The organism is Pseudomonas sp. SB113, from assembly GCF_040754745.1.
Lineage (GTDB): Bacteria > Pseudomonadota > Gammaproteobacteria > Pseudomonadales > Pseudomonadaceae > Aquipseudomonas > Aquipseudomonas grimontii.
The window spans coordinates 50,615-69,681 of sequence record NZ_JBFMHW010000009.1; the positions used below are offsets into that span (position 1 = coordinate 50,615).

Genomic DNA, 19,067 nt, shown 5'->3' on the forward strand with positions numbered 1-19,067 from the left:
CCGTAACGTGCAACCGTATCAAATAGCCATCAAGGTGGCGAAATGATGACTGCACCAATGCTCCATAGCAAGCAGGAACGAGTAGTTTGCGGACTAACGGACGGGCTAATAGGCGGCTGCTAGTCAAAGCAAGAATTTTTACTCGGCTGGAGGCTCAACTAGGTTGGATCATCCGCGCAGTACTAGAAGGGTCCGAACTATTCGCCAAGCAGCCTCAACTTGTAGGCCGCTGCCACGCCTTTGAAGCTAGATTGTTCATGCTGGACTATGACCTACGCAGTCTAGTCCCCCGAGGCTATACGATCCCAGTGCCGCCCAAGCTTAACTACCGGGTATGCAGGATGACCCGAGCGACCTGAGATAAACAAGCTGATGGTTGACCTGTATGTAGTTCTCAATCAGCACGAAAATAGCCTTAAACACTCAAAAACGTTAGGACCTGAAGAGAAAGACCAAACAGCATTGGTAAAGAGACCACGCGTGAGCGCCAAAGCCTGCGCCCGCCCACGCGGAAGCCGTGAGGATTCCACCCAGAGCCGGTGGTTTTGTGGGGGTAAAAACGGCCAAAAATAAAAAGGGGTCGCGAGATAAAATCTCGCAACCCCTTGAATTATATGGTCGGGACGGAGTGATTCGAACACTCGACCCCTAGCACCCCATTCAGTTAAGCACTAAACATCTCTGGTCCGCACCACACCTCTATAGAACCCTACAATCCAGCAAGATAAGGGCTTTAAGCGCTTAACTCTTCCATCGATCGCTATCCTGACCTACCCTTAGCTGACGGATTTGTGGGAGTAAATGTGGGAGTAAATTTTTAGGAGGTTGATTATGGCCAAACTCACTGCCAAAGAACTGGAAGCTCTGACCGAGCGGGATGCCGGTGCCGTCATACGCGACGAAGGCAGCCTCTCGGGCAGGGTCTCACTCCGCAAAAAAGGTATCGCTATCCCCTTTTATTTCCAGTTTCGCTGGGAAGGGATTTACACACGCTTCTCGTGCGGCACCTGGCCAAACAAGCCGTTGACCGAAATCCGCAAGGAGCGCAACGAAGCGCGAGATCTTGTCGCTACAGGGATCAATCCGAACGAGCACAAGCGTGCAGGGAAGGTCAGACAAAAGGCAGAACTGGCTGCACAACTCGCGGAGGCCGATCGGCAAAAGTCTAAAGAGCTAACGCTGTTGGACCTCGCGGGAGAATGGCTTCGTGATGGTGTGGCGCGCAAGGATGGTAATGCCGAACTACGGAGAAAATTCACGAAAGATCTTTACCCCGCCCTTGGCTCTAGAGTCATCAGTTCAATTAGTGAGCATGACTTGCGGAACGTGGTGCGGTCCGTAATGGCTCGCGGCGCTACTCGCCAGGCTATTGGTCTTTATTCGGATATCGTTCAAATGTTTGGGTGGGCCCAGAAACGCCAGCCGTGGCGAACATTGCTAGTTGACGGAAACCCAGCAGACTTGGTCGAAATCAACAAACTGGTACCCAGTGACTACCAGGAGGAGCGAACTCGGGTCCTCTCCTCTAGCGAACTTCAAGAACTACACCACCGCTTTGAAAAAATGACTGCGGACTACGCAGCGCTACCTGCCGGCGAAAAATATGATGGGATTCGCCCACTCAAACCAGAGTCCCAATTTGCGCTTTGGATCTGTTTGGGGACGTTATGCAGGATCGGTGAACTGCTTCAGGCCGAATGGAAAAACGTTGATCTGGAAAATGGCGTCTGGTTTATTCCCGTGGCAAACGTCAAAGGTCGCCGGGGAAAGAAACAGGACCACCACGTATTCCTATCTACGTTTGCGATCCGCTATTTCAGCAAGCTTCGGCTGCTCACAGGAAACTCTCAATGGTGCTTCCCCGCAAAGCATCATGATGGTCATGTCGATCTCAAGGTCGTCAGCAAACAGGTGGGAGACCGCCAGTCACGCTTCAAAAATCGCAAGCCTCTTTCTCATCGCCGACATGATGACACCCTGGTGCTGTCAGGGGGGACGAACGGGGAATGGACACCCCATGACCTGAGACGGACGGGTGCAACCATGATGCAAGCCTGGGGTATAAGCCTTGACGTGATAGACCGGTGTCAGAACCACGTACTGGCAGGTTCTCGGGTCCGTCGTCACTACTTACACCATGATTATGCCAAAGAGAAAAAAGCGGCTTGGAACCTGCTGAGCGAGAAGCTCACAGAGATCATGATCGGCCAGGACAGACTGGAGGGACTAAATATCGGCGATTCAAATGGGCACAAAGCAGCCATTATGACGTCCGACTCTGCCACCAGAAATGCGAACCCAAATTCATTAACATCTGAACTGCAATCGCCGCCCGTCGACCGTAAGCTCTTATTTTTTCCCACGGAGTGAGCCATGAATCACACAGCCAATGTTCACGGTGCTCCAACACAAACGCCACCGCTTCGGCAGAGAATGCAGCAAAAAGAAAAGGCCCGATGCGACAGGAGTCGGCTGCATCGCTGCTGCCTACCCCAGGCCGGCAGAAGCGGATGGAACATCGTCTGGCAACGTACTTCGCTCTCACACAATTCGCAGCGCTGTATTGCTCGCCACTGGAGCACTACGCCAAGTTGACCCAGCACTTCCCTGCGTCGAAAAGCCCTCACCAGGCTTATCCAGGTAGCATGCTCGACCACGGACTGGAAATCGTCGCCTATCCGTGCCCCATGAGTTTGTGACGCTCAAGTCGTCGCACTGAATTGATCGCAAGCATCTACAACATTCCGTGTACCTGCGCGGCATAAATCACGCGATAAGCAATGGAAACCTCAAGTCTTTCCAAAGGGCTGTAAGCGGTTTTTCCAATGAGGATTTCAGTCGAGCAGCTCTGCCACCTGCCCCATTTCGTCCCAGGTCGAAAAAACTTCGAGACAGTGGTCAACGAATAGCTGCACTTTGCGATCCAACGCCGCCTGTGCTGGATAGATCGCGACGATCTCTGTTTGCTGTTCCCTATCCCAGCCAGGTAATACCCGCTCCAGACTTCCATCCTCTATGTATTTCCTGGAAATCTGCGGTGAAAGTAGCGCGACACCAGCGCCTGCCACTGCTAGCGGCGCCAGTGCCATTGATTCATTGGCAGCCAGCACAGGATCAAATGCAACCTCGACTATCTGACCTGATTCATTTCTGAGTCGCCAGACGGTTGGGGCGGCTCGACCAAAGGCGATCAGGTCATAGCGCGACAATTCCTCTGGCGTCTTGGGCCGGCCGACGCGATCCAAATAGTGGGGCGCTGCAACGAGCTTAGCGCCCGCCATGGCTAAACGGCGAAACAAGTAGCCTGAGTCGGGTAAAGGTCCTCGCCTCAAAGCTACATCGAACCCATGCTCGATCAATTCAAGCGGCAGGTTTTCAAACGTCAGCTCCAGTTTTATGAGTGGGTAAAGTCGCCGAAATGTCGCCAGTGTGGGTTCTATCGTGTTCAGCCCCAAGGCATAAGGCATTAATACTCGCAGCAGCCCAACCGGCTCGTCGCGCTGAGTGCGAACAGTGTGCTCTGCCTCATCCAGCGCCATTTCAGCTTTGAGACATTTTTCGTAGAACTCCAAGCCCGCTTGCGTCACCGATACGCGCCGCGTGCTGCGGTGGAGCAAGGGGACACCCAGGTCATCCTCAAGTATCGATACCTTGCGGCTGATCGTGCTGACCGGGACCCTCATATGTTTGGCTGCGGAGGTAAAGCCACCACGCTCCACCACGCGCAAAAACATCCGGACTGCGTCGAAATCCATCATAGATCGCTACCACTATTCCAAATATGAGAAAACCTAATCCAGTTTTGCCTAATTATCCTATGGCGTGCGCTTGTTTACACTTTCACGTATGAATAGACCTGCTGAAATCTCTCACTCCGCGCCTGCCGTCATCTTGGCCATTAAAGAAGACGGTGAATCGCACGCCTCAGATCCAGCACCGATATGGCTGCTTGCGCTAATCACCGTAGGCGGCTCATTGTCGATGCACATTTTCGTACCCGCCTTACCTTTGGTAAGCGCCGGGTGGGGTGTCAGCGCTACGGTGGCGCAGTTGACTTTAAGCATCTATGTACTCGCCCTGGGTGCGGGTCAACTGATATACGGCCCGCTCTCGGATCGATTTGGCCGCCGGCCGGTCCTGATCTCGGGCATTGCGCTGTATGCACTGTCCAGTCTGACGGCGTTCGTCTCTCCTTCGATCGACGTGCTGATTGCCGCGCGCCTTTTCCAGGGCTTGGGCGCGGGTGCCGGGTTAGTTCTGGGACGAGCCATTGTGCGGGACTGCAACGTCGGCGATTCGGCGGCAAAGGCGCTGTCTCTGCTCAACATGATGGTGCTGCTGGCTCCCGGCCTATCCCCTATCATGGGATCGTTGTTATCTGATTTTTTCGGCTGGCGATCAATTTTTGCGGTGTTATCGATTTTAGGCATTTTTAACCTTGTTACCGTGTGTTTTTTGCTGAGGGAAACAGCAACTGGTCCACGGCGAAGCATGAGTACGGTCCTGGACAATTACTGGCACCTGATGAAGAACCGTGACTTTGTCTGCTTTGCAGTTGCCGGCGGTTGCGCGTCCACCTCCATTTACGCATTCATTGCATCAGCCCCCGTCATTTTTATTGATCAGCTACGTCGACCCACACACGAGGTGGGCATCTTTCTCGGCTTCAATATCGTGGGGTTTGCTGTCGGCAGTGTCATCACGCGCTTGCTGGTTGGACGCGCCACATCTCAGCGCATTATGTTGGCGGGCAGTATGCTAAGTCTGCTGGGTGCGCTGTGTTTCAGTGCTTTGATGATCACCGGCACCCTCCAACTCTCAACCATACTCATCAGCTTGTTTGTGTTCACACTGGGCGCTGGCTTGACGATTCCCCTGACATTGGCTGAAGCATTGAATGTCAGACCCCTCGCGGCGGGTTCGGCATCGGGGCTGTATGGCTGCACTCAAATGATCGTGGGCGCTATTTGTGCGACCTTGGCCTCCTTCAGCAATCAGCCAGGCATTGCGGCTGGCTTGATCATGTTAGGTGCGACTCTGCTCGCGCAGCTCTGCCTGTTCCTGACTCGTATCGCTACCCCTGTGCGTAAGCGCCCATCCACACCCGCACTTCGGGAAGCCATTGGCGAGCCGAAGGTCTAGCAGCGCTTGAGCCCTAAACTCGCACCACAGACAAAACGTGCGACAACATCGCTGAATCGCCCCCGCCCCACCCTTCACTAAAACCGAAGCCCTCACCTCTAAAACCACCTTTCCCGTTAACACACGCATCCTTATCGTTAACTCACTGGCCAGTAGCCGAGGACGTTTTATCCAAAAAGGAAGAACAACAATAATGATATTTCAAAACATCCGGTTGACGATCCTGTTGGGGCTCAGCAGCATAACGTTGGCCTTTCCGCTGCTGGCCGCAGCCGAAGGCTTTGTCGATGACACCAAAGCCAGCCTTAACTTTCGCAACGCCTACATCAACCGTAACTTCACCAATCCTGCCTACCCCGATAGCAGCGCACCTCAAGGCGAGGCCGAAGAGTGGACGCAAAACTTCATTCTGGACGTCAAATCTGGCTTTACCCAAGGTGCAGTGGGATTCGGTGTAGATGTGTTAGGTCTGTATTCGGTAAAGCTAGACGGTGGTAAAGGCACCAGCGGCACGGGTCTATTGCCGACCCATGATGATGGCCGCCCGGCGGATGACTTTGGGCGTCTGGGTGTTGCAGCCAAGGCCAAGATATACAACACCGAATTGAAAATCGGCGAGTGGATGCCGGTCTTACCCATCCTGCGCTCGGACTACGGTCGTTCCTTGCCGCAAACGTTCCGTGGTGGTCAGGTCACCTCCAAGGAACTCAGCGGCCTGAGCCTGTATGGCGGCCAATTCCGGGGCAACAGCCCTCGTAACGATGCAAGCATGGAAGAGATGTCCCTCAACGGTCGAGGCGCCTTTACATCGAATCGATTCAACTTCGGCGGAGGCGAATACACCTTCAACCAAAAACGCACTCAGGTCGGCATGTGGTATGCCCAACTGGAGAACATCTATCGACAGAAGTTCCTCAACCTTCTGCACAGCCAGCCTATCGGCGACGTAACCTTGGGAGCAAACCTGGGCTACTTTTGGGGCGAGGAAGATGGCAGCAAACTGGCCGGCGATCTGGATAACAAAACCGCCTATGCCCTGCTGTCCGCCAGATTTAAAGGCAGCACGCTGTCTGTGGGTTTGCAGAAAGTCAGCGGCGATGATGGGTGGCTCAAGGTCAACGGCACCAGCGGTGGCACCCTGGCCAACGACAGTTACGGCTCCAGTTTTGATAGCGCCAAGGAACAATCCTGGCAGGTGCGTCATGACCTGGACTTCGCAATTTTTGACATACCTGGCCTGACCCTGATGAACCGCTATATCAGCGGTAAAAACGTCCATACCGGCGCCATCACCGATGGCAAGGAGCAAGGTCGTGAATTTGAGCTGGCCTATACCGTACAGAGCGGCACGCTCAAGAACCTCAACGTGGTATGGCGTAACTCGAGGAGTCGTCGCGACTACAGCACCAACGAGTTTAATGAAAACCGGGTATTCATCATCTACCCGCTCTCTTTACTCTAAGGATCAGCCCGTTCGAGGTGTTTTCTCTTCATGGGCGGATTGCGCCCCATCATTACTTAAGCCTTTCCCACCAGCGCTCAAACGTTTGAGGGCGCCCATCCAGATACACCGGACGACCAATAATAGGCGTCCAGAGCACATAACCCCGCCCCTCACTGGCAGCCGTCACGCGCTTGAAGGGGTCATCCCAGTCATGGGGTGCAATACTGAAACGGCCTACGTGTCCGGGTGTGAAAGCTTTGGTACGCAGGTCTTCGGCGGCTTGAGCTGCCTGCTCCGGATTCATATGCACATTCGCCCAACGCGGGTCGTATTGCCCGGTGTCCAGTGCCACCCAATCAAAGGGGCCATACCGCCGACCGACCTCAGAGAAGTGCGTGTCATACCCGGTGTCTCCGCTAAAGAAAATTCGCCGCTGCGCTGACACCAATGCATAGCCAACCCAGAGCGATTTATCCCGCGTGAACGTACGTCCCGAAAAGTGCCTTGCGGGGGTAACGTAGAGGGTCAAGTCTCGCCCAACGGAGACGGAGTCGTACCAGTCGGCTTCACTTACCTGCGCCTTTGCGTAGCCCCAGGCTTCAAAATGAGCCCCCACGCCTAAACCCGTCACGACTTGGTTGACTTTGGAGCGGAGCGCCGTGATGGTCGGGTAGTCCAGGTGATCGTAGTGATCATGGGTGATGAGTAGCGCATCGACTTGAGGCACGTCGTCTGCGGAATAGAGACTGGTGCCTTCAAATGCCTCATTCGCCAAGGGAATCGGCGCCGCATTGGCGCTGAAGACCGGGTCGATCAGAATCCTCTTGCCCGCGAGTTGGACAAAGTACGACGAATGCCCGAGCCAGATCACCAGGTCTTGATTGACGTCCAATGCTTTGAGATCGGTTTTTACGGAAGGCATTACAATGCTGGGCCGCGGTTTGCCTGTCTCGCCGAAAAATTTGTCCATCCAGATTGAAAGCTCACTGCTACCGGCAGTGTGCAGTGGTGTGGCGATCTGGTTATGAAATTCTCCATCGGCGTAATGAGGTGAACGCTCAATACGCGAGAGTCGCTCACCGTCGGGAAATCTTCCAAATAGGGGCGCGTGAAGAAAGGTATACACACCGATGACAAGAATAGCGATAACCGCCGCAAATACTGACAGTAACCGGCGTACGCGTATTTTCATGAACGTCCTATTCCTTGAGTTGGGCAACAGTCATTCCGTTGCGAAAACAAGGTATCAGGCGATCGCCTGAAAACAGCTAGCCCATAGCGATTGCAGCTATGAATCTGGCAGATCAATCGAGGCGGCGGCTTCAGGTCGGACCCGATAGCTTCTTTACCGGCGGTAGAAGCAATCACGCCCGCTATGCGCTCTGGGCCAACTGCATTCGACAAGAGCATGTCCGGATCTATGTGTGGGAACGACGCCTTAGACCAGGCGGCTTAAGTAAATTGTTGGCGTTTTCGTACTGCCGCATCAAGAAGAAATGAGCTGTCATTGCCGGTCGACACATACCGTGCGCCCAATGCCAACAGCTCTTTGATCAAGTCAGGCCGGCTGCCTAGCCCACCGATACCTAATACCTTACTGTTCGCCAGACACGCATGCAGTACACGCCTGTAGGCGTTACGCACCAGATCATGGTCCATCTCCTCAGAAACACCGAGAGCGCTGCTGAGTTCATTGCCCTCCACCAGGAGAATATCCACGCCATCCACCTCGGCAATTTCCTCGACTGCGTCAAGGCCCTCCAGCGACTCAATCATCGCAATGATCATCGTTGCTTCGTCGAGCGGCTGCCTAGCGTCTGTTGCGGGCGGTGATCGATAGTGAAACTGCGCATGCCTGACAGCTCGCACGACTGCGCTGGCATCCCGGGCCGACTGCACCCTTGGGACAACGATGCCTAAGGCACCTGAGTCGAGCATGCGGGCAATGAAGTGTGGGTCTGGGCTGGGTACTCGCACAAACGGGGTCACGCCCAAGCCGATACAAGCCATACACAGCTGCCCAGCAGCTTCCAGGGAAAAACTGCTGTGTTCCATATCGATGTGCAGCGAGTCAAAACCTGCGGTGTAGGCAATACTGGCGATATCGAAGGTTGTGACAAGGCGAGCGGTCATCGAATACACCGACTCACCCCTGGCGAGTTTTTCTTTTACGCCGCTCCTGAGTGACGCTTTCAAAGCAATCATGTTTTATTATCTCGAAGAAGCTTCATGAGCTAGTGCCATATTCGCTATCCAAAGCTCTACAAATGTCTTGGATGGTATTTGCTGACTTTCTACCCAGTTCCAGACACACAGGCATACAAATAAGAACCCGAAGCATCGCAGAAACGGTGAGTTCATCCAGGGCTATTGCTCAAGCGCGGGAACGGCCTTTGAATAGCTGGTCAAACCGTCCAAAACGATAAGCCCAGTCCGGCCCCTGGTCTGTCTCATAGGCCAGTACCCCCGAAAGCATTCCGAATGGCTCGATGTAACGGGCATTTTTAAGAGCCCCAGCATCCACCGGATCGAATCCAACCTGGCTGATGAGATTCGCCGCCTGTGCCTTGCTGGCTGCGTCATCCCCACAAAAGATCAGGCTGGGACGTAGCGCCTCTCCTCTGGCCGCGAAGACATCGAACATGACCTCGCTGGGTGTCGCCTGGAAGGCTGCCACGACGTGGGCGTCCGGAATCATCTGTGACAGCGTTTCCGCACCGGACATGGTGTGTCCAATGACGAGTTCAGTGTCCTCCGCGTTTAAAGGATTGCAACAGGACATGACTATCTTCCCCTTCAAACTGCCCACTTGGCTGAGCACATCAGGTACTTGGAGCCAGTGCACGGCGAGGAGCAATAAATCAGCATCGTGCGCAGCTTCCGCTGGCGTACTTGCCCGCGCATTGTTACCAACCGAGGCAGCCAGATCGGCAATTTTCTGCTGGCTTCGCGAGTAACTGAAGCTGACCTCATGACCAACCTTAGCAAACATCGTGCCCAGATGACTGCCCATTCGGCCGGAGCCAAGAATTCCAATTTTCATGCATGTCTCCTGTAGATTCATGCTCATTAGAAACCCGGATGGCTCCAAGAGGAAGGCTTGATTGTGAATGAAGGCATGACCCAAATTGATCAATGCTGTTCCATAAGCACGCGCTTCAGCTGTTAAAGTATCCGCTTCCATGCAGAGAGTCGATTAATGCCAAAGGAACACTACAGCGACTTGCTCGCACTTATCGCCGTTGCGCGGGAGCACAGCTTTACGCGAGCGGCGTCCCAATTGGGGATATCCCAATCCATGCTGAGTCATTGCATTCAGAGGCTTGAGGCACGGGTCGGAGTACGCCTTCTCACGCGAACCACCCGGAGTGTATCTGTCACCGAGGCCGGTGAACGCCTGCTACTTACGGTCGAGCCTAGACTTAAGGAAATTGAGGCCGAACTGATTGCTGTGACCGAGTTTGGCGACACCCCAGCCGGTAATATTCGAATCACGGCTACCGACCATGTTATCGATACCGTGCTCTGGCCAAAACTGGCCAGGGTCCTGCCAAAGTATCCGCAAATCAGCGTAGAAGTCGCTATCGACTATGGCATGACAGATATCGTGGCCGACCACTTTGACTTCGGTATTCGACTCGGCGACGGCCTAGCGGCCGGGAGTGAAGCCGTGTGTATTGCCCCGGACATGCGCTTTATGATCGTGGCTGCACCCTCCTACATGGAGTCCCGTGCAATGCCCGCCAAGCCACAAGATCTTCTGGGGCACGAATGTATAAATATGCGCTTGCCGACTCGGGGCGGATTGTACGCGTGGGAACTGGAGAAGGACGGGCAGGAAATTAATATGAGGGTGAAGGGCAAACTCATATTCAACGGCATCAACCAGATCCTGAATGCTGCTGTATCAGGTTTTGGGCTTGCCTATGTTCCCGAGGACATCGCTCAATCCCACGTTGATGACGGCACCTTGGTCCCTGTCATGGACGACTGGTGGAGGACATTTCCGGGGCTGCATCTTTACTATTCCAGCGAACGCGAGAAGTCTCGAGCCATGCAGGTATTGATTGATGAGTTGCGGTACGTAGAACCGACATAAAAGGTCTACGCTCCCTCTACATTGCTGCATTGCTCACTTTTACGCATTGGTGCTTTCGGTTTCAAGATCAACAAAGATTACCCATGCCCCTGCTCGCGGCCCTTAAGGGCCCATGCTGCATTCACGCATTCGATCCCCCGATAAAGAACGGTGCTTCCTTACCCTTGAGAACACTCAGCAGTCTTTGCGCCGCAGGCGATAAATAGGCCCCCGCCCGAACGAATACAACGATGGTGCGCTTCATAGTGGTTTCCGCCAGCTTTACCTCACGCAGGTGCGTGACCCCCTTCACGTCTTCAAGGGTCTCCCGGGCCAAAAAGCTTAGCAGGTGGGTTTCACCTATAAGACGAGGCAATAAAGAGATCGATGTAGTTTCGATTTGCACCTGAGGCAAAGGCAGGTCTCTAGACTGAAACGCGTTGTCGATCCAGCGCCGGGACGGCACGGTAGTGGCCGGCAGTACCCAATGGTACTGGCACAAATCGCGCAATTGATAATCGGCGCTGAACAGTGGATGGCGACGACTCGCTACCACCACCGCTTCATCGTTGAACAATGCATGAAACTCCAGCAACGGATCCGCTTCGTATTGCGGGCAGATCACCATGTCCAAGCGCCCGGAAAAAAGCGACTCACGCAGTAAATCGTCCTGGCCGATGACCAGGTTCAAGGTGATCTGCGGCGCACGCGACAGCAGCGTTGCCGTCAGGTGCGGGAGCAGGTGGTCAGCCATCGAAGCAGCGCAACCCAAGCGGATATTGCCCATCACACCGTCAGCAAAATCGCGGATCTCTCGCTGAGTTTCAGCAACGCTTTGCTGCAGCTGCTTGCCGCGCACCTTCAGCAACTCCCCCACCGGCGTGAGCTTGATCCGCCGCCCCTCCCGCTCAAACAGGCGCGTACCCAGAGACTCCTCCAGCCGCTGGATGCTTTTGGTCAGCGCAGGCTGGCTACGGTTGAGCTTTTGCGCAGCCCGCCCCAGATGGCCCAACTCGGCAATGGTTTCAAAGTAGGTAAGGTCACGCAGATCCATATCCATCAACCAAAATTATCAATCAATCGATATTAGAAAATAGACTTTATCAAACACGCTATCAATAATTATCAGCACATCGATCGCGATGCCACGCCTTCAGGGCGACCAGCGTTTGGAGCACAATTCTTGTCTTCTTCAGCCCGATTTTCCTTGCACGCCTACCCCGCTCCCCTTCAATGGTTGGCGCTTGTACTTCTGGCCGGTGCCGGCGGTTATCTGCTGAAATTATTAGCCGTTCCGGCTGGCCAATTCCTTGGCCCGATGCTGGTCGCCATCGGCTTCGGAGTGTGCGGTGCGAGCATTCGGATGCACCGCTATGCCTTCAAGCTTGGCCAGGGCTGCATCGGCATACTGGTAGCTCATTCGATGACACTGGCGGTGCTCGTTTCAATCGTACAGTCCTGGCCGATGATGCTGTTCGCTACGCTGGTGACGGTCAGCCTCAGCGCGTTGGTGGCGCTTGCGTTGGTGCGAATGGGTATTCCGGCCAGCACCGCAGCCTGGGGCACCTCTCCAGGCGCCGCCTCAGCGATGGTCTCGATGGCCGATGATTATGGCGCCGATTCACGCGTGGTCGCGACTCTGCAGTATGTGCGGGTGGTATGCGTGGTTGTGATCGGCGCACTGGTGAGCCGTTGGCTAGGTGCTCCGGCTGGCGGCAGCGAAGTGCATGCTACAGAGGTCACGCTGCAAAGCTTCGGCCTGGTGAATCTGGGGCTTACCGTCGCCACCCTGCTGGTGGGGGTCGCACTGGGAAATCGATTGCCGGCCGGTGCGCTTCTGATGCCGTTATTGCTCGGCGGCACCCTGCAGATCAGCGGACTGCTGCACATCACGCTGCCTAACTGGTTGCTCGCTACCGCCTACGGCGCAATTGGGTGCTACGTTGGTTTGCGCTTTGATCGCCCCACCATCGAGTACGTCTGGCGGCGCCTACCGGCGATGATTCTTGGGGCGGTGCTGATGATCGCGCTCTGCGCATTGTCAGCCTGGTTTTTGGCGACACTGTCAGGTAAAGACTTTCTCTCAGTTTATTTGGCCACTAGCCCAGGCGGCCTCGATACCATGGCGATTATCGCAGTGGACACGCACTCCGACGTCGGACTGGTGCTGGCCATGCAAACCCTTCGGTTATTTGCGGTCATCCTGACGGGAGCCTTTGTGGCGCGCTTGGTTATTCGTTTGGCGAATCCTCGTCAGATCACGGTATAACGCCGTTCTCAACTGCAAAGGCCTACCGAGACTATCAAGACAGCCACCACAAGCGCCTCACTTCACCTAGCAAAGGATCTCTCCGATACCGTTTAACCGGGATCCGCCAGTTCGATGAACGACGCCCCAAAATGTTATTGTTCATGCGCATCCATGACGGTCACCGAAGCCATGCAAGACGACATCCTTAAGCAGTCCTTTGGCGGATTGATGGCCTTTATCGCCGTCGCCCGCGAAAAAAGTTTCACACGCGCGGCAGCGCATCTGGGTTTATCCCAATCTGCAGTCAGCCATGCTGTCAGTTCGCTAGAACGAAGTCTCGGCACGCGGTTGCTTGCGCGCAACTCGCGCTCTGTCTCTCCAACAGAAGCCGGTGTACGACTACTGGAAACGGTAGCCCCCCGGTTTGAAGAGATCGACGCTGAACTTCTGGCGCTGTCAGAGTTGGGCGAGAGCCCCACCGGCACCATACGCATCACCGCGTCGGATCATCCGATCAGATCGGTCATCTCCCCCAAGCTGAAAAAATTCCTGCCGAAGTACCCTGGCATCAAGGTCGAATTGTTCGCTGACAACGGGCTTATCGACATCGCCGCCGATCGATTCGACGCGGGGGTTCGACTGGGCGAGGCTGTGGCCCAGGACATGATTGCCGTGCGTATCGGTCCGGACACCCGTTTTACCGCAGTGGCCACCAAGCGCTACTTTGCCAACCGCGTTGAACCCGAAAAGCCGGAAGATCTGATGCAGCATAACTGCATCAATCTGCGGCTTCCCACACATGGGGGGTTGTGGCCTTGGGAGTTTGAAAAGGACGGGCGCGAAGTGAACGTGCGCGTCGAGGGTCAACTTATCTATAACAGCATCTATGACTGCCTCGACGCTGCGGTAGCAGGCTTGGGCCTTGCGTATGTCCCTGAAGACATCGCCGAACCCTACGTAACGGCCAAACACCTGATCCCCGTACTGAAAGATTGGTGTCCGCTCTGGACAGGACTGCACCTTTACTACCCAAGCCGCCGACAGCCTTCAGGGGCGATGGCGCTATTGATCGCCGCGTTACGGCACGAGTAGATATAAATAAAAAAAGGCCCTGCACAGTGTGCGGGGCCAACGGGAGCCACTAAGACTCAAAGGGATGACTCTACTTGGAACACGCAGGTCGAGCGATGCGCACTACGACCTACGTGCAGACTTGAAGCCTCAAACCTTCTGGATTAGGAGGTTGGGAGTAGCGGCTTCAAAAGTGGAGTTACTTCAGATTGGTCCGGAAGAAAGAAGTCAGCTTGTCGAACGGGATGAGGTTCACCCGGTCGTAGAGATCCACATGACCGGCGCCAGGTACAATGACCAATTCCTTAGGCTGACCAGCGAGCTTGTAGGCCTCTTGGCTGAACTCCAACGAGTGCGCTTCAGAGCCCGCGATGAACAGCATTGGGCGAGGCGAAATCGAGGCAATATCGCTGAACGGGTAGAAGTTCATGAACTTCACGTTGCTAGTCAGCGTTGGGTGCGTCGTCAGGGTTGGTGAAGACCCAGCCGGGGTAAATTCACCGCGCGGCGTGCGATAGAAATCGTAGAATTCGCGTTGGATCGGATGGGTGTTGGCGTCCAGTTTTTGCACGGTCCCGCTGGTGTACTTGGTTTCACCACCGGTGAACTCTACATAACGCTGCTCTGCCGCCTCGGCAATGATCTGCTTGCGCTGCTCAAGCGTCTGCGAATGCTTCAGTGCATCGCGGTTAGCTGCCCCCATGTCGTACATACTTACGGTTGCGATCGCCCTCATCCGAGGATCAATCTTGGCGGCACTGATGACAAAACTCCCGCTGCCACAGATACCTAAAACGCCAATACGGCTACGGTCAATGTACGACTGGGTTCCCAGGTAATCCACCGCCGCGCTGAACGCTTCGGAGTAGATATCGGGCGCTACGGCGTTGCGTGGCTCGCCCGCGCTCTCCCCCCAATAGGACTGGTCTATCGCGAGCGTCACAAAACCCTGTTCCGCAAGTTTCTGCGCGTACAGATTTGAGCTTTGCTCTTTGACCGCCCCCATCGGGTGGCCAATGATAATTGCAGGATTTTTGTTGTCCTTATTCAAATTCTTCGGGACAAACAAATTGCCTACAATTTGCATTTTGTACTGATTATTGAAGGAAACCTTCTGTTCGGTAACCTTATCGCTTTTGTAAAAATTGTCTGCGCCGTTGGACATATCGGCTCCTAGTGCGGTGAATGAACTCGCCAGCAGGGCCAGCGACAACAATAATTTTTTCATCGTTTTGTTCCTTAATCATGAAACCAACGGGGGGATATCCATAACGACGCGTCAGGACCCAAACTCAACGTTCGCCAGTTCGACTAACTCAACAGTCGCCACATTTTCATGGCGGGCATTGAAACGAATTTCTATTTCCAAGTTGCTTCAGTCATCAGACCTGTTACTTGAACGACGACGCATCAGGCTTCGATGACGCGAAGTATGCCCTCAGGGGATTACCTCTAAGCCCACGAAGGATCATTTCGTCGATGCTAATTTAATGGACACTTGCCCCAAAAACATCACATGAAACTGAATGCACCCATGCACCATACTGATCAATAGGAATTGTAGCGCGAGAAGAATTGACCTGCAGAGCCCAGCATCTACTCCCGGCATACGGGCGCTACCTATGAAGAATCTTTGGGTTACCCAGTCAGTTACGTGCATCGAGCTTGCGACTGAGCACAGGGCCCAAGCATTTATGTAACAGAATAATGCACGCATAAATTTCGACAACGAGAAACAGGCCACGGGTGACGAGCCCAGCGAACTCGCCCCTAATTTCAGACCGATCATTGGAGCCTGAAAAGCTTCATCGAGAGGCTTCGTACTGCTCGTCAGTTACCTGCTCCAGCCACTCGACATTTTTCCCGTCCTGCGTCTCTTGAATAGCCAAGTGCGTCAAGCCAGTGGTGTTCGTGGCCCCGTGCCAATGCTTTACACCTGGGGGCGTCCAAATCACGTCACCAGGCTTGATGATGATTTTCTCTCCACCCTCTTGCTGGACCCACCCAACACCCGCGGTAACGATCAGATTTTGGCCCATCGGATGGGTGTGCCAGGCCGACCGAGCCCCGGGCGGAAATGTTACAGCGCCTGCCGTAACCCTCGACGGCGTTCGCGCTGCAAATAATGGATCGACTCTGACGGTACCGACAAAATTGTTGGGCGCCCCCACTACAGAGGCCTGCTCTCCGTTCCTGAGAACGTGCATAGCGCGATTTTCCGGGCCATCGGCCGCATGCACAGAACCGGAGATGGCAAAGGTTGCGGTTAGCGCAGACACAGCAAATATCAATTTCATCAATAAGCTCCTGGTGCGGGCGCAATAGTTACGCGATGAGCTTGCAGTTCGATACTGCGGCTCCAATTGGGGTGAAAGACCTATCGACGAAACATCCGACACTAAATTAACGAGCGTCGCTAAACCTTGCTTGCCGCCCCGTAGCAAATAAAATTTTCTGAATTTTCATCAGTGCCGGTGCCAACTCTCGTATGATTTCATTCGCCTTAGGCGTGGGTTTAAGGCCTCGGGAGTGCCGGACGAACAAGGGGTCTTGAAAATGGATGCGCAGCTTCGCTAGCGTGTTGCTGATCGCTGGTTGCTTTACGTTGAGTCGCTCAGCTGCACGGGTCACACCCAGCTCACGGTAAACCACCAGGAGAATGAACAAGGCATTGAGGTCGATTTCGTTAAATAGCGCCTCATCAAGCTTCATATCGCTGCCCCTCCAATTCGAGGCGCGAAACTGGCGAACGTCAAGTTAGCGTAGGACGCAATCAAGTGATTGACCAACGCGGTCATCGACTCACTCTTAAAGTGTGCAGTCATTGCCGACTCAGCGCTCCAGTAACCGCTGAAGACCCATAAGTTCGTTTCATAAATGCTGCGAGTCACGCTATAGCCCAAGCATTCGGGTACTCTTTCAAAAACTGCCGCGTATTCCTTCAAACTCAATTCGAAGCCTTGATCAGCCTCTTCGATTAAGCGTATTTCCAGAGTATTAACGGCTGTAATGTTCATATTCCCTCCTGCTCGGGTTGGGTAACGATGAAATGACAACTGTATGCAGTAGCCCTCACCGCTATTGAATGTCGTCGCTATCAAACCGGTTAAAGCTATTCTGCCGCCGATGAGGCAACCTTAGATCCAGGGTTGAGCGCTGACTACAGGGCACATTGTTAAAACGCTGATGAACGTTCCTCAGTAGTGTCTGATTCCACCCTTCAGTGTGTTCACACGATATTGAACAATGACGGAGGTCTTGCCCTCAGCGAAAACAGCTAACGGAGCTAACAATATTTATGCGACAAAACAATGAATTAACTGATAGTCATCCCAGAATGGGAATGCATCAATTCAAGCATCGCCTTGTCGCGGCTGGGTAGACATCGAGTGATAAACCCAACCACGATAGACGTTGACATGAGGGGTGTAACCACGTGCTGACTCTACTGCGAGAGACATCTCGTAACGAATTCACACCCGTAAAACCGTTATACGCATGAGCGAAATTCGGGTGCATGTGATCACTGAAATCAACGAAAGCACCCGAATCCTAATGTGTGACAGGATGGTCCCATCAATCAGACGCGTACCGTCCTCTGCAGTACCGTTTTGCTCACCATGTATGAATCCAGGCTCCACGGCCCGCCTTCTCGGCCGATACCACTGTCTTTGACGCCACCAAAAGGAGTATCCGGATCCGGCGCACCGAAATGGTTGATCGACAACACGCCTAGATCCAGCTCACGACTTAAACGCTCGGCCTCCTCGAGCGAATTGGTAAACGCAAACGCCGCCAAGCCCACAGACAGACTATTGGAAATCGCGATGGCTTCATCGAGGGTCTTGAAAGGAACCGCTACAGCAACGGGGCCAAATGGCTCATCAATCATGATGGCGCTATCCAGTGGCGCATTGACCAACAACGTCGGGGCAAAATAATAACCGTGATCGCCGACACGGTTGCCGCCCACAGCAACCTTGCCACCGCGTGCCAATGCGTCATCGACAAAATGCTGCATTGCAGCAAGGCGCCGACCGCTGGTGACCGGTCCCATATCAGCTTTGGGGTCCATGCCGTCGGCGACATGCACCTGTTCAGCCGCCCCCACAAAGGCCGCCACAAATTCGTCGTACACGCTCTCGTGCACCAGGAAACGACCTGGCGCTGCGCACCATTGAGCGTTGATGCGAATTTTACTCTTGAGCGCCATCTTGCCGATTTCGGTCGCGTTAACCCCTTCGCAGATGATCACCGGCGCATGACCACCGAGTTCCATCAGCACCGGTTTCATTGCTGCGCCCGCGAGGCGACTCAGGTGCTTGCCCACCGCCACCGAGCCCGTCAGGGTCACCATGCGGGTCACGGGCGAATCGATCAGCGTCGAAGACACCTGCGCTGGATTGCCAAACACCAGATTCAACACGCCCTTGGGTAAACCGGCCTGCTCAAAGCACTGAACCATGGCCACTGCGGCGCCAGGCGTTTCCTCGGGGGCCTTCAAAATAATGGAGCACCCCGCGCACAGTGCTCCGCTGATTTTGCGAGACGGTGCACTCAGCGGCACATTCCAAGGCGTGAACGCGGCGACGGGGCCAATCGGTTGGCGCAGAATCAGCTTTTGCATCTGCGCCTCACCCGGCACGATGGTGCCGTAAGCGCGCAGGGCCTGAGCCATGTCCCAGTCGAAGAAACTCGCCGAACGCTCAACCTCGCCACGAGCATCGGCAATCAGCTTACCGTTCTCGCGGGTGATGATTTGAGCAATTTCTTCGGCGCGCGCCCGCACGCCCGCGATGGCACGACTGATGATGATGTTGCGCTCAGCCGGCGGTGTGTCACGCCAGATCTTGAAGCCTCTTTCAGCGGCGGCCAGTGCGCGCTGCAGGTCATCGGCCGTGGCCCCTGGCACGCTGGTGAGCACCGCTTCGGTGCTCGGGTTAAGCACTTCAAAGCACGACGGACGTTCGTAAATCCATTCACCGTCGATGAACAGACCGACACGCGGATGGGCAACGTCGGCGATGGCTTTATGCTGAGTTTCAATGGTCATTGGAATTGCCTCTACGATTGGCGTCATG

16 protein-coding genes and 1 pseudogene are annotated in these 19,067 nt (G+C 54.5%); 7 read left to right on the forward strand and 10 right to left on the reverse strand.

All coding sequences use genetic code 11. The annotated features are described in order from the left end of the window. Nucleotides 1–831 precede the first annotated feature (831 nt). Both AB1462_RS13875 and AB1462_RS13880 read left to right on the forward strand, forming a co-directional pair. Nucleotides 832–2,370: a tyrosine-type recombinase/integrase gene (locus AB1462_RS13875; protein WP_367246896.1), complete on the forward strand. Its 1,539-nt coding sequence runs from the start codon at nucleotides 832–834 to the stop codon at nucleotides 2,368–2,370. Nucleotides 2,371–2,447: 77 nt separating this feature from the next. Beyond that, nucleotides 2,448–2,678: pseudogene (locus AB1462_RS13880) on the forward strand (TraI domain-containing protein); the annotation flags it as partial. Nucleotides 2,679–2,834: 156 nt separating this feature from the next. Here the strand turns inward: AB1462_RS13880 and AB1462_RS13885 are convergent. Further along, a complete protein-coding gene (locus tag AB1462_RS13885; protein ID WP_367246897.1) occupies nucleotides 2,835–3,758 on the reverse strand; it encodes a LysR family transcriptional regulator in 924 nt (307 codons plus the stop codon). Nucleotides 3,759–3,891: 133 nt separating this feature from the next. Here AB1462_RS13885 and AB1462_RS13890 point away from each other — a divergent pair, with 133 nt between their 5' ends. Both AB1462_RS13890 and AB1462_RS13895 read left to right on the forward strand, forming a co-directional pair. After that, a complete protein-coding gene (locus AB1462_RS13890; protein ID WP_367246899.1) occupies nucleotides 3,892–5,142 on the forward strand; it encodes a multidrug effflux MFS transporter in 1,251 nt (416 codons plus the stop codon). A 193-nt stretch (nucleotides 5,143–5,335) separates the two neighbouring features. Then, nucleotides 5,336–6,604: an OprD family porin gene (locus AB1462_RS13895; protein ID WP_367246900.1), complete on the forward strand. Its 1,269-nt coding sequence runs from the start codon at nucleotides 5,336–5,338 to the stop codon at nucleotides 6,602–6,604. A 52-nt stretch (nucleotides 6,605–6,656) separates the two neighbouring features. Here the strand turns inward: AB1462_RS13895 and AB1462_RS13900 are convergent, their stop codons facing one another. From AB1462_RS13900 to AB1462_RS13910, 3 genes are all read right to left on the reverse strand, one after another. Then, nucleotides 6,657–7,778, reverse strand: a complete 1,122-nt coding sequence (locus tag AB1462_RS13900) for an MBL fold metallo-hydrolase (RefSeq protein ID WP_367246901.1) — start codon at nucleotides 7,776–7,778, stop codon at nucleotides 6,657–6,659. Nucleotides 7,779–8,038: 260 nt separating this feature from the next. Further along, a complete protein-coding gene (locus AB1462_RS13905) occupies nucleotides 8,039–8,791 on the reverse strand; it encodes an HpcH/HpaI aldolase/citrate lyase family protein (RefSeq protein ID WP_367246902.1) in 753 nt (250 codons plus the stop codon). 169 nt (nucleotides 8,792–8,960) lie between these two features. After that, a complete protein-coding gene (locus AB1462_RS13910; RefSeq protein WP_367246903.1) occupies nucleotides 8,961–9,770 on the reverse strand; it encodes an NADPH-dependent F420 reductase in 810 nt (269 codons plus the stop codon). Between the two features lie 15 nt (nucleotides 9,771–9,785). Here AB1462_RS13910 and AB1462_RS13915 point away from each other — a divergent pair, with 15 nt between their 5' ends. Then, nucleotides 9,786–10,685, forward strand: a complete 900-nt coding sequence (locus tag AB1462_RS13915; protein ID WP_367246905.1) for a LysR family transcriptional regulator — start codon at nucleotides 9,786–9,788, stop codon at nucleotides 10,683–10,685. A gap of 121 nt (nucleotides 10,686–10,806) precedes the next feature. On the opposite strand, the gene AB1462_RS13920 is transcribed toward AB1462_RS13915, so the two are convergent. Then, a complete protein-coding gene (locus AB1462_RS13920) occupies nucleotides 10,807–11,718 on the reverse strand; it encodes a LysR family transcriptional regulator (protein ID WP_367246907.1) in 912 nt (303 codons plus the stop codon). Between the two features lie 129 nt (nucleotides 11,719–11,847). On the opposite strand from AB1462_RS13920, the gene AB1462_RS13925 reads away from it, so the two are divergent. Both AB1462_RS13925 and AB1462_RS13930 read left to right on the forward strand, forming a co-directional pair. Further along, on the forward strand, nucleotides 11,848–12,933 hold the full coding sequence (locus AB1462_RS13925) for an AbrB family transcriptional regulator (RefSeq protein WP_367246908.1): 1,086 nt from the start codon (nucleotides 11,848–11,850) through the stop codon (nucleotides 12,931–12,933). A gap of 171 nt (nucleotides 12,934–13,104) precedes the next feature. Then, nucleotides 13,105–14,007 (forward strand): LysR substrate-binding domain-containing protein, encoded by a 903-nt coding sequence (locus tag AB1462_RS13930; protein ID WP_367247110.1) that lies wholly within the window; start codon nucleotides 13,105–13,107, stop codon nucleotides 14,005–14,007. Nucleotides 14,008–14,185: 178 nt separating this feature from the next. Here AB1462_RS13930 and AB1462_RS13935 read toward each other — a convergent pair whose 3' ends face one another. The 5 genes from AB1462_RS13935 to AB1462_RS13955 form a co-directional block, all read right to left on the reverse strand. Continuing rightward, complete coding sequence (locus AB1462_RS13935; RefSeq protein ID WP_367246909.1) at nucleotides 14,186–15,214, reverse strand: alpha/beta hydrolase; 1,029 nt, start codon at nucleotides 15,212–15,214, stop codon at nucleotides 14,186–14,188. Between the two features lie 577 nt (nucleotides 15,215–15,791). Next, nucleotides 15,792–16,283 (reverse strand): cupin domain-containing protein, encoded by a 492-nt coding sequence (locus AB1462_RS13940; RefSeq protein WP_367246911.1) that lies wholly within the window; start codon nucleotides 16,281–16,283, stop codon nucleotides 15,792–15,794. 106 nt (nucleotides 16,284–16,389) lie between these two features. Continuing rightward, a complete protein-coding gene (locus AB1462_RS13945; protein ID WP_367246912.1) occupies nucleotides 16,390–16,698 on the reverse strand; it encodes a LysR family transcriptional regulator in 309 nt (102 codons plus the stop codon). Further along, nucleotides 16,695–17,003, reverse strand: coding sequence for an antibiotic biosynthesis monooxygenase family protein (locus AB1462_RS13950; RefSeq protein WP_367246914.1), 309 nt, complete (start codon nucleotides 17,001–17,003; stop codon nucleotides 16,695–16,697). Before AB1462_RS13950 ends, AB1462_RS13945 begins: the two co-directional genes overlap by 4 nt. 563 nt (nucleotides 17,004–17,566) lie before the next feature. After that, nucleotides 17,567–19,039, reverse strand: a complete 1,473-nt coding sequence (locus AB1462_RS13955) for an NAD-dependent succinate-semialdehyde dehydrogenase (protein ID WP_367246915.1) — start codon at nucleotides 19,037–19,039, stop codon at nucleotides 17,567–17,569. Nucleotides 19,040–19,067: the final 28 nt, after the last annotated feature.

What these genes read in the sequence shown, in the direction of transcription:
- AB1462_RS13875 (WP_367246896.1), top strand. Translation starts at nt 832, where the DNA reads ATGGCCAAACTCACTGCCAAAGAACTGGAAGCTCTGACCGAGCGGGAT.
- AB1462_RS13885 (WP_367246897.1), bottom strand. Translation starts at nt 3,758, where the DNA reads ATGATGGATTTCGACGCAGTCCGGATGTTTTTGCGCGTGGTGGAGCGT.
- AB1462_RS13895 (WP_367246900.1), top strand. Translation starts at nt 5,336, where the DNA reads ATGATATTTCAAAACATCCGGTTGACGATCCTGTTGGGGCTCAGCAGC.
- AB1462_RS13900 (WP_367246901.1), bottom strand. Translation starts at nt 7,778, where the DNA reads ATGAAAATACGCGTACGCCGGTTACTGTCAGTATTTGCGGCGGTTATC.
- AB1462_RS13905 (WP_367246902.1), bottom strand. Translation starts at nt 8,791, where the DNA reads ATGATTGCTTTGAAAGCGTCACTCAGGAGCGGCGTAAAAGAAAAACTC.
- AB1462_RS13910 (WP_367246903.1), bottom strand. Translation starts at nt 9,770, where the DNA reads ATGGAAGCGGATACTTTAACAGCTGAAGCGCGTGCTTATGGAACAGCA.
- AB1462_RS13915 (WP_367246905.1), top strand. Translation starts at nt 9,786, where the DNA reads ATGCCAAAGGAACACTACAGCGACTTGCTCGCACTTATCGCCGTTGCG.
- AB1462_RS13920 (WP_367246907.1), bottom strand. Translation starts at nt 11,718, where the DNA reads ATGGATCTGCGTGACCTTACCTACTTTGAAACCATTGCCGAGTTGGGC.
- AB1462_RS13930 (WP_367247110.1), top strand. Translation starts at nt 13,105, where the DNA reads ATGCAAGACGACATCCTTAAGCAGTCCTTTGGCGGATTGATGGCCTTT.
- AB1462_RS13935 (WP_367246909.1), bottom strand. Translation starts at nt 15,214, where the DNA reads ATGAAAAAATTATTGTTGTCGCTGGCCCTGCTGGCGAGTTCATTCACC.
- AB1462_RS13940 (WP_367246911.1), bottom strand. Translation starts at nt 16,283, where the DNA reads ATGAAATTGATATTTGCTGTGTCTGCGCTAACCGCAACCTTTGCCATC.
- AB1462_RS13945 (WP_367246912.1), bottom strand. Translation starts at nt 16,698, where the DNA reads ATGAAGCTTGATGAGGCGCTATTTAACGAAATCGACCTCAATGCCTTG.
- AB1462_RS13950 (WP_367246914.1), bottom strand. Translation starts at nt 17,003, where the DNA reads ATGAACATTACAGCCGTTAATACTCTGGAAATACGCTTAATCGAAGAG.
- AB1462_RS13955 (WP_367246915.1), bottom strand. Translation starts at nt 19,039, where the DNA reads ATGACCATTGAAACTCAGCATAAAGCCATCGCCGACGTTGCCCATCCG.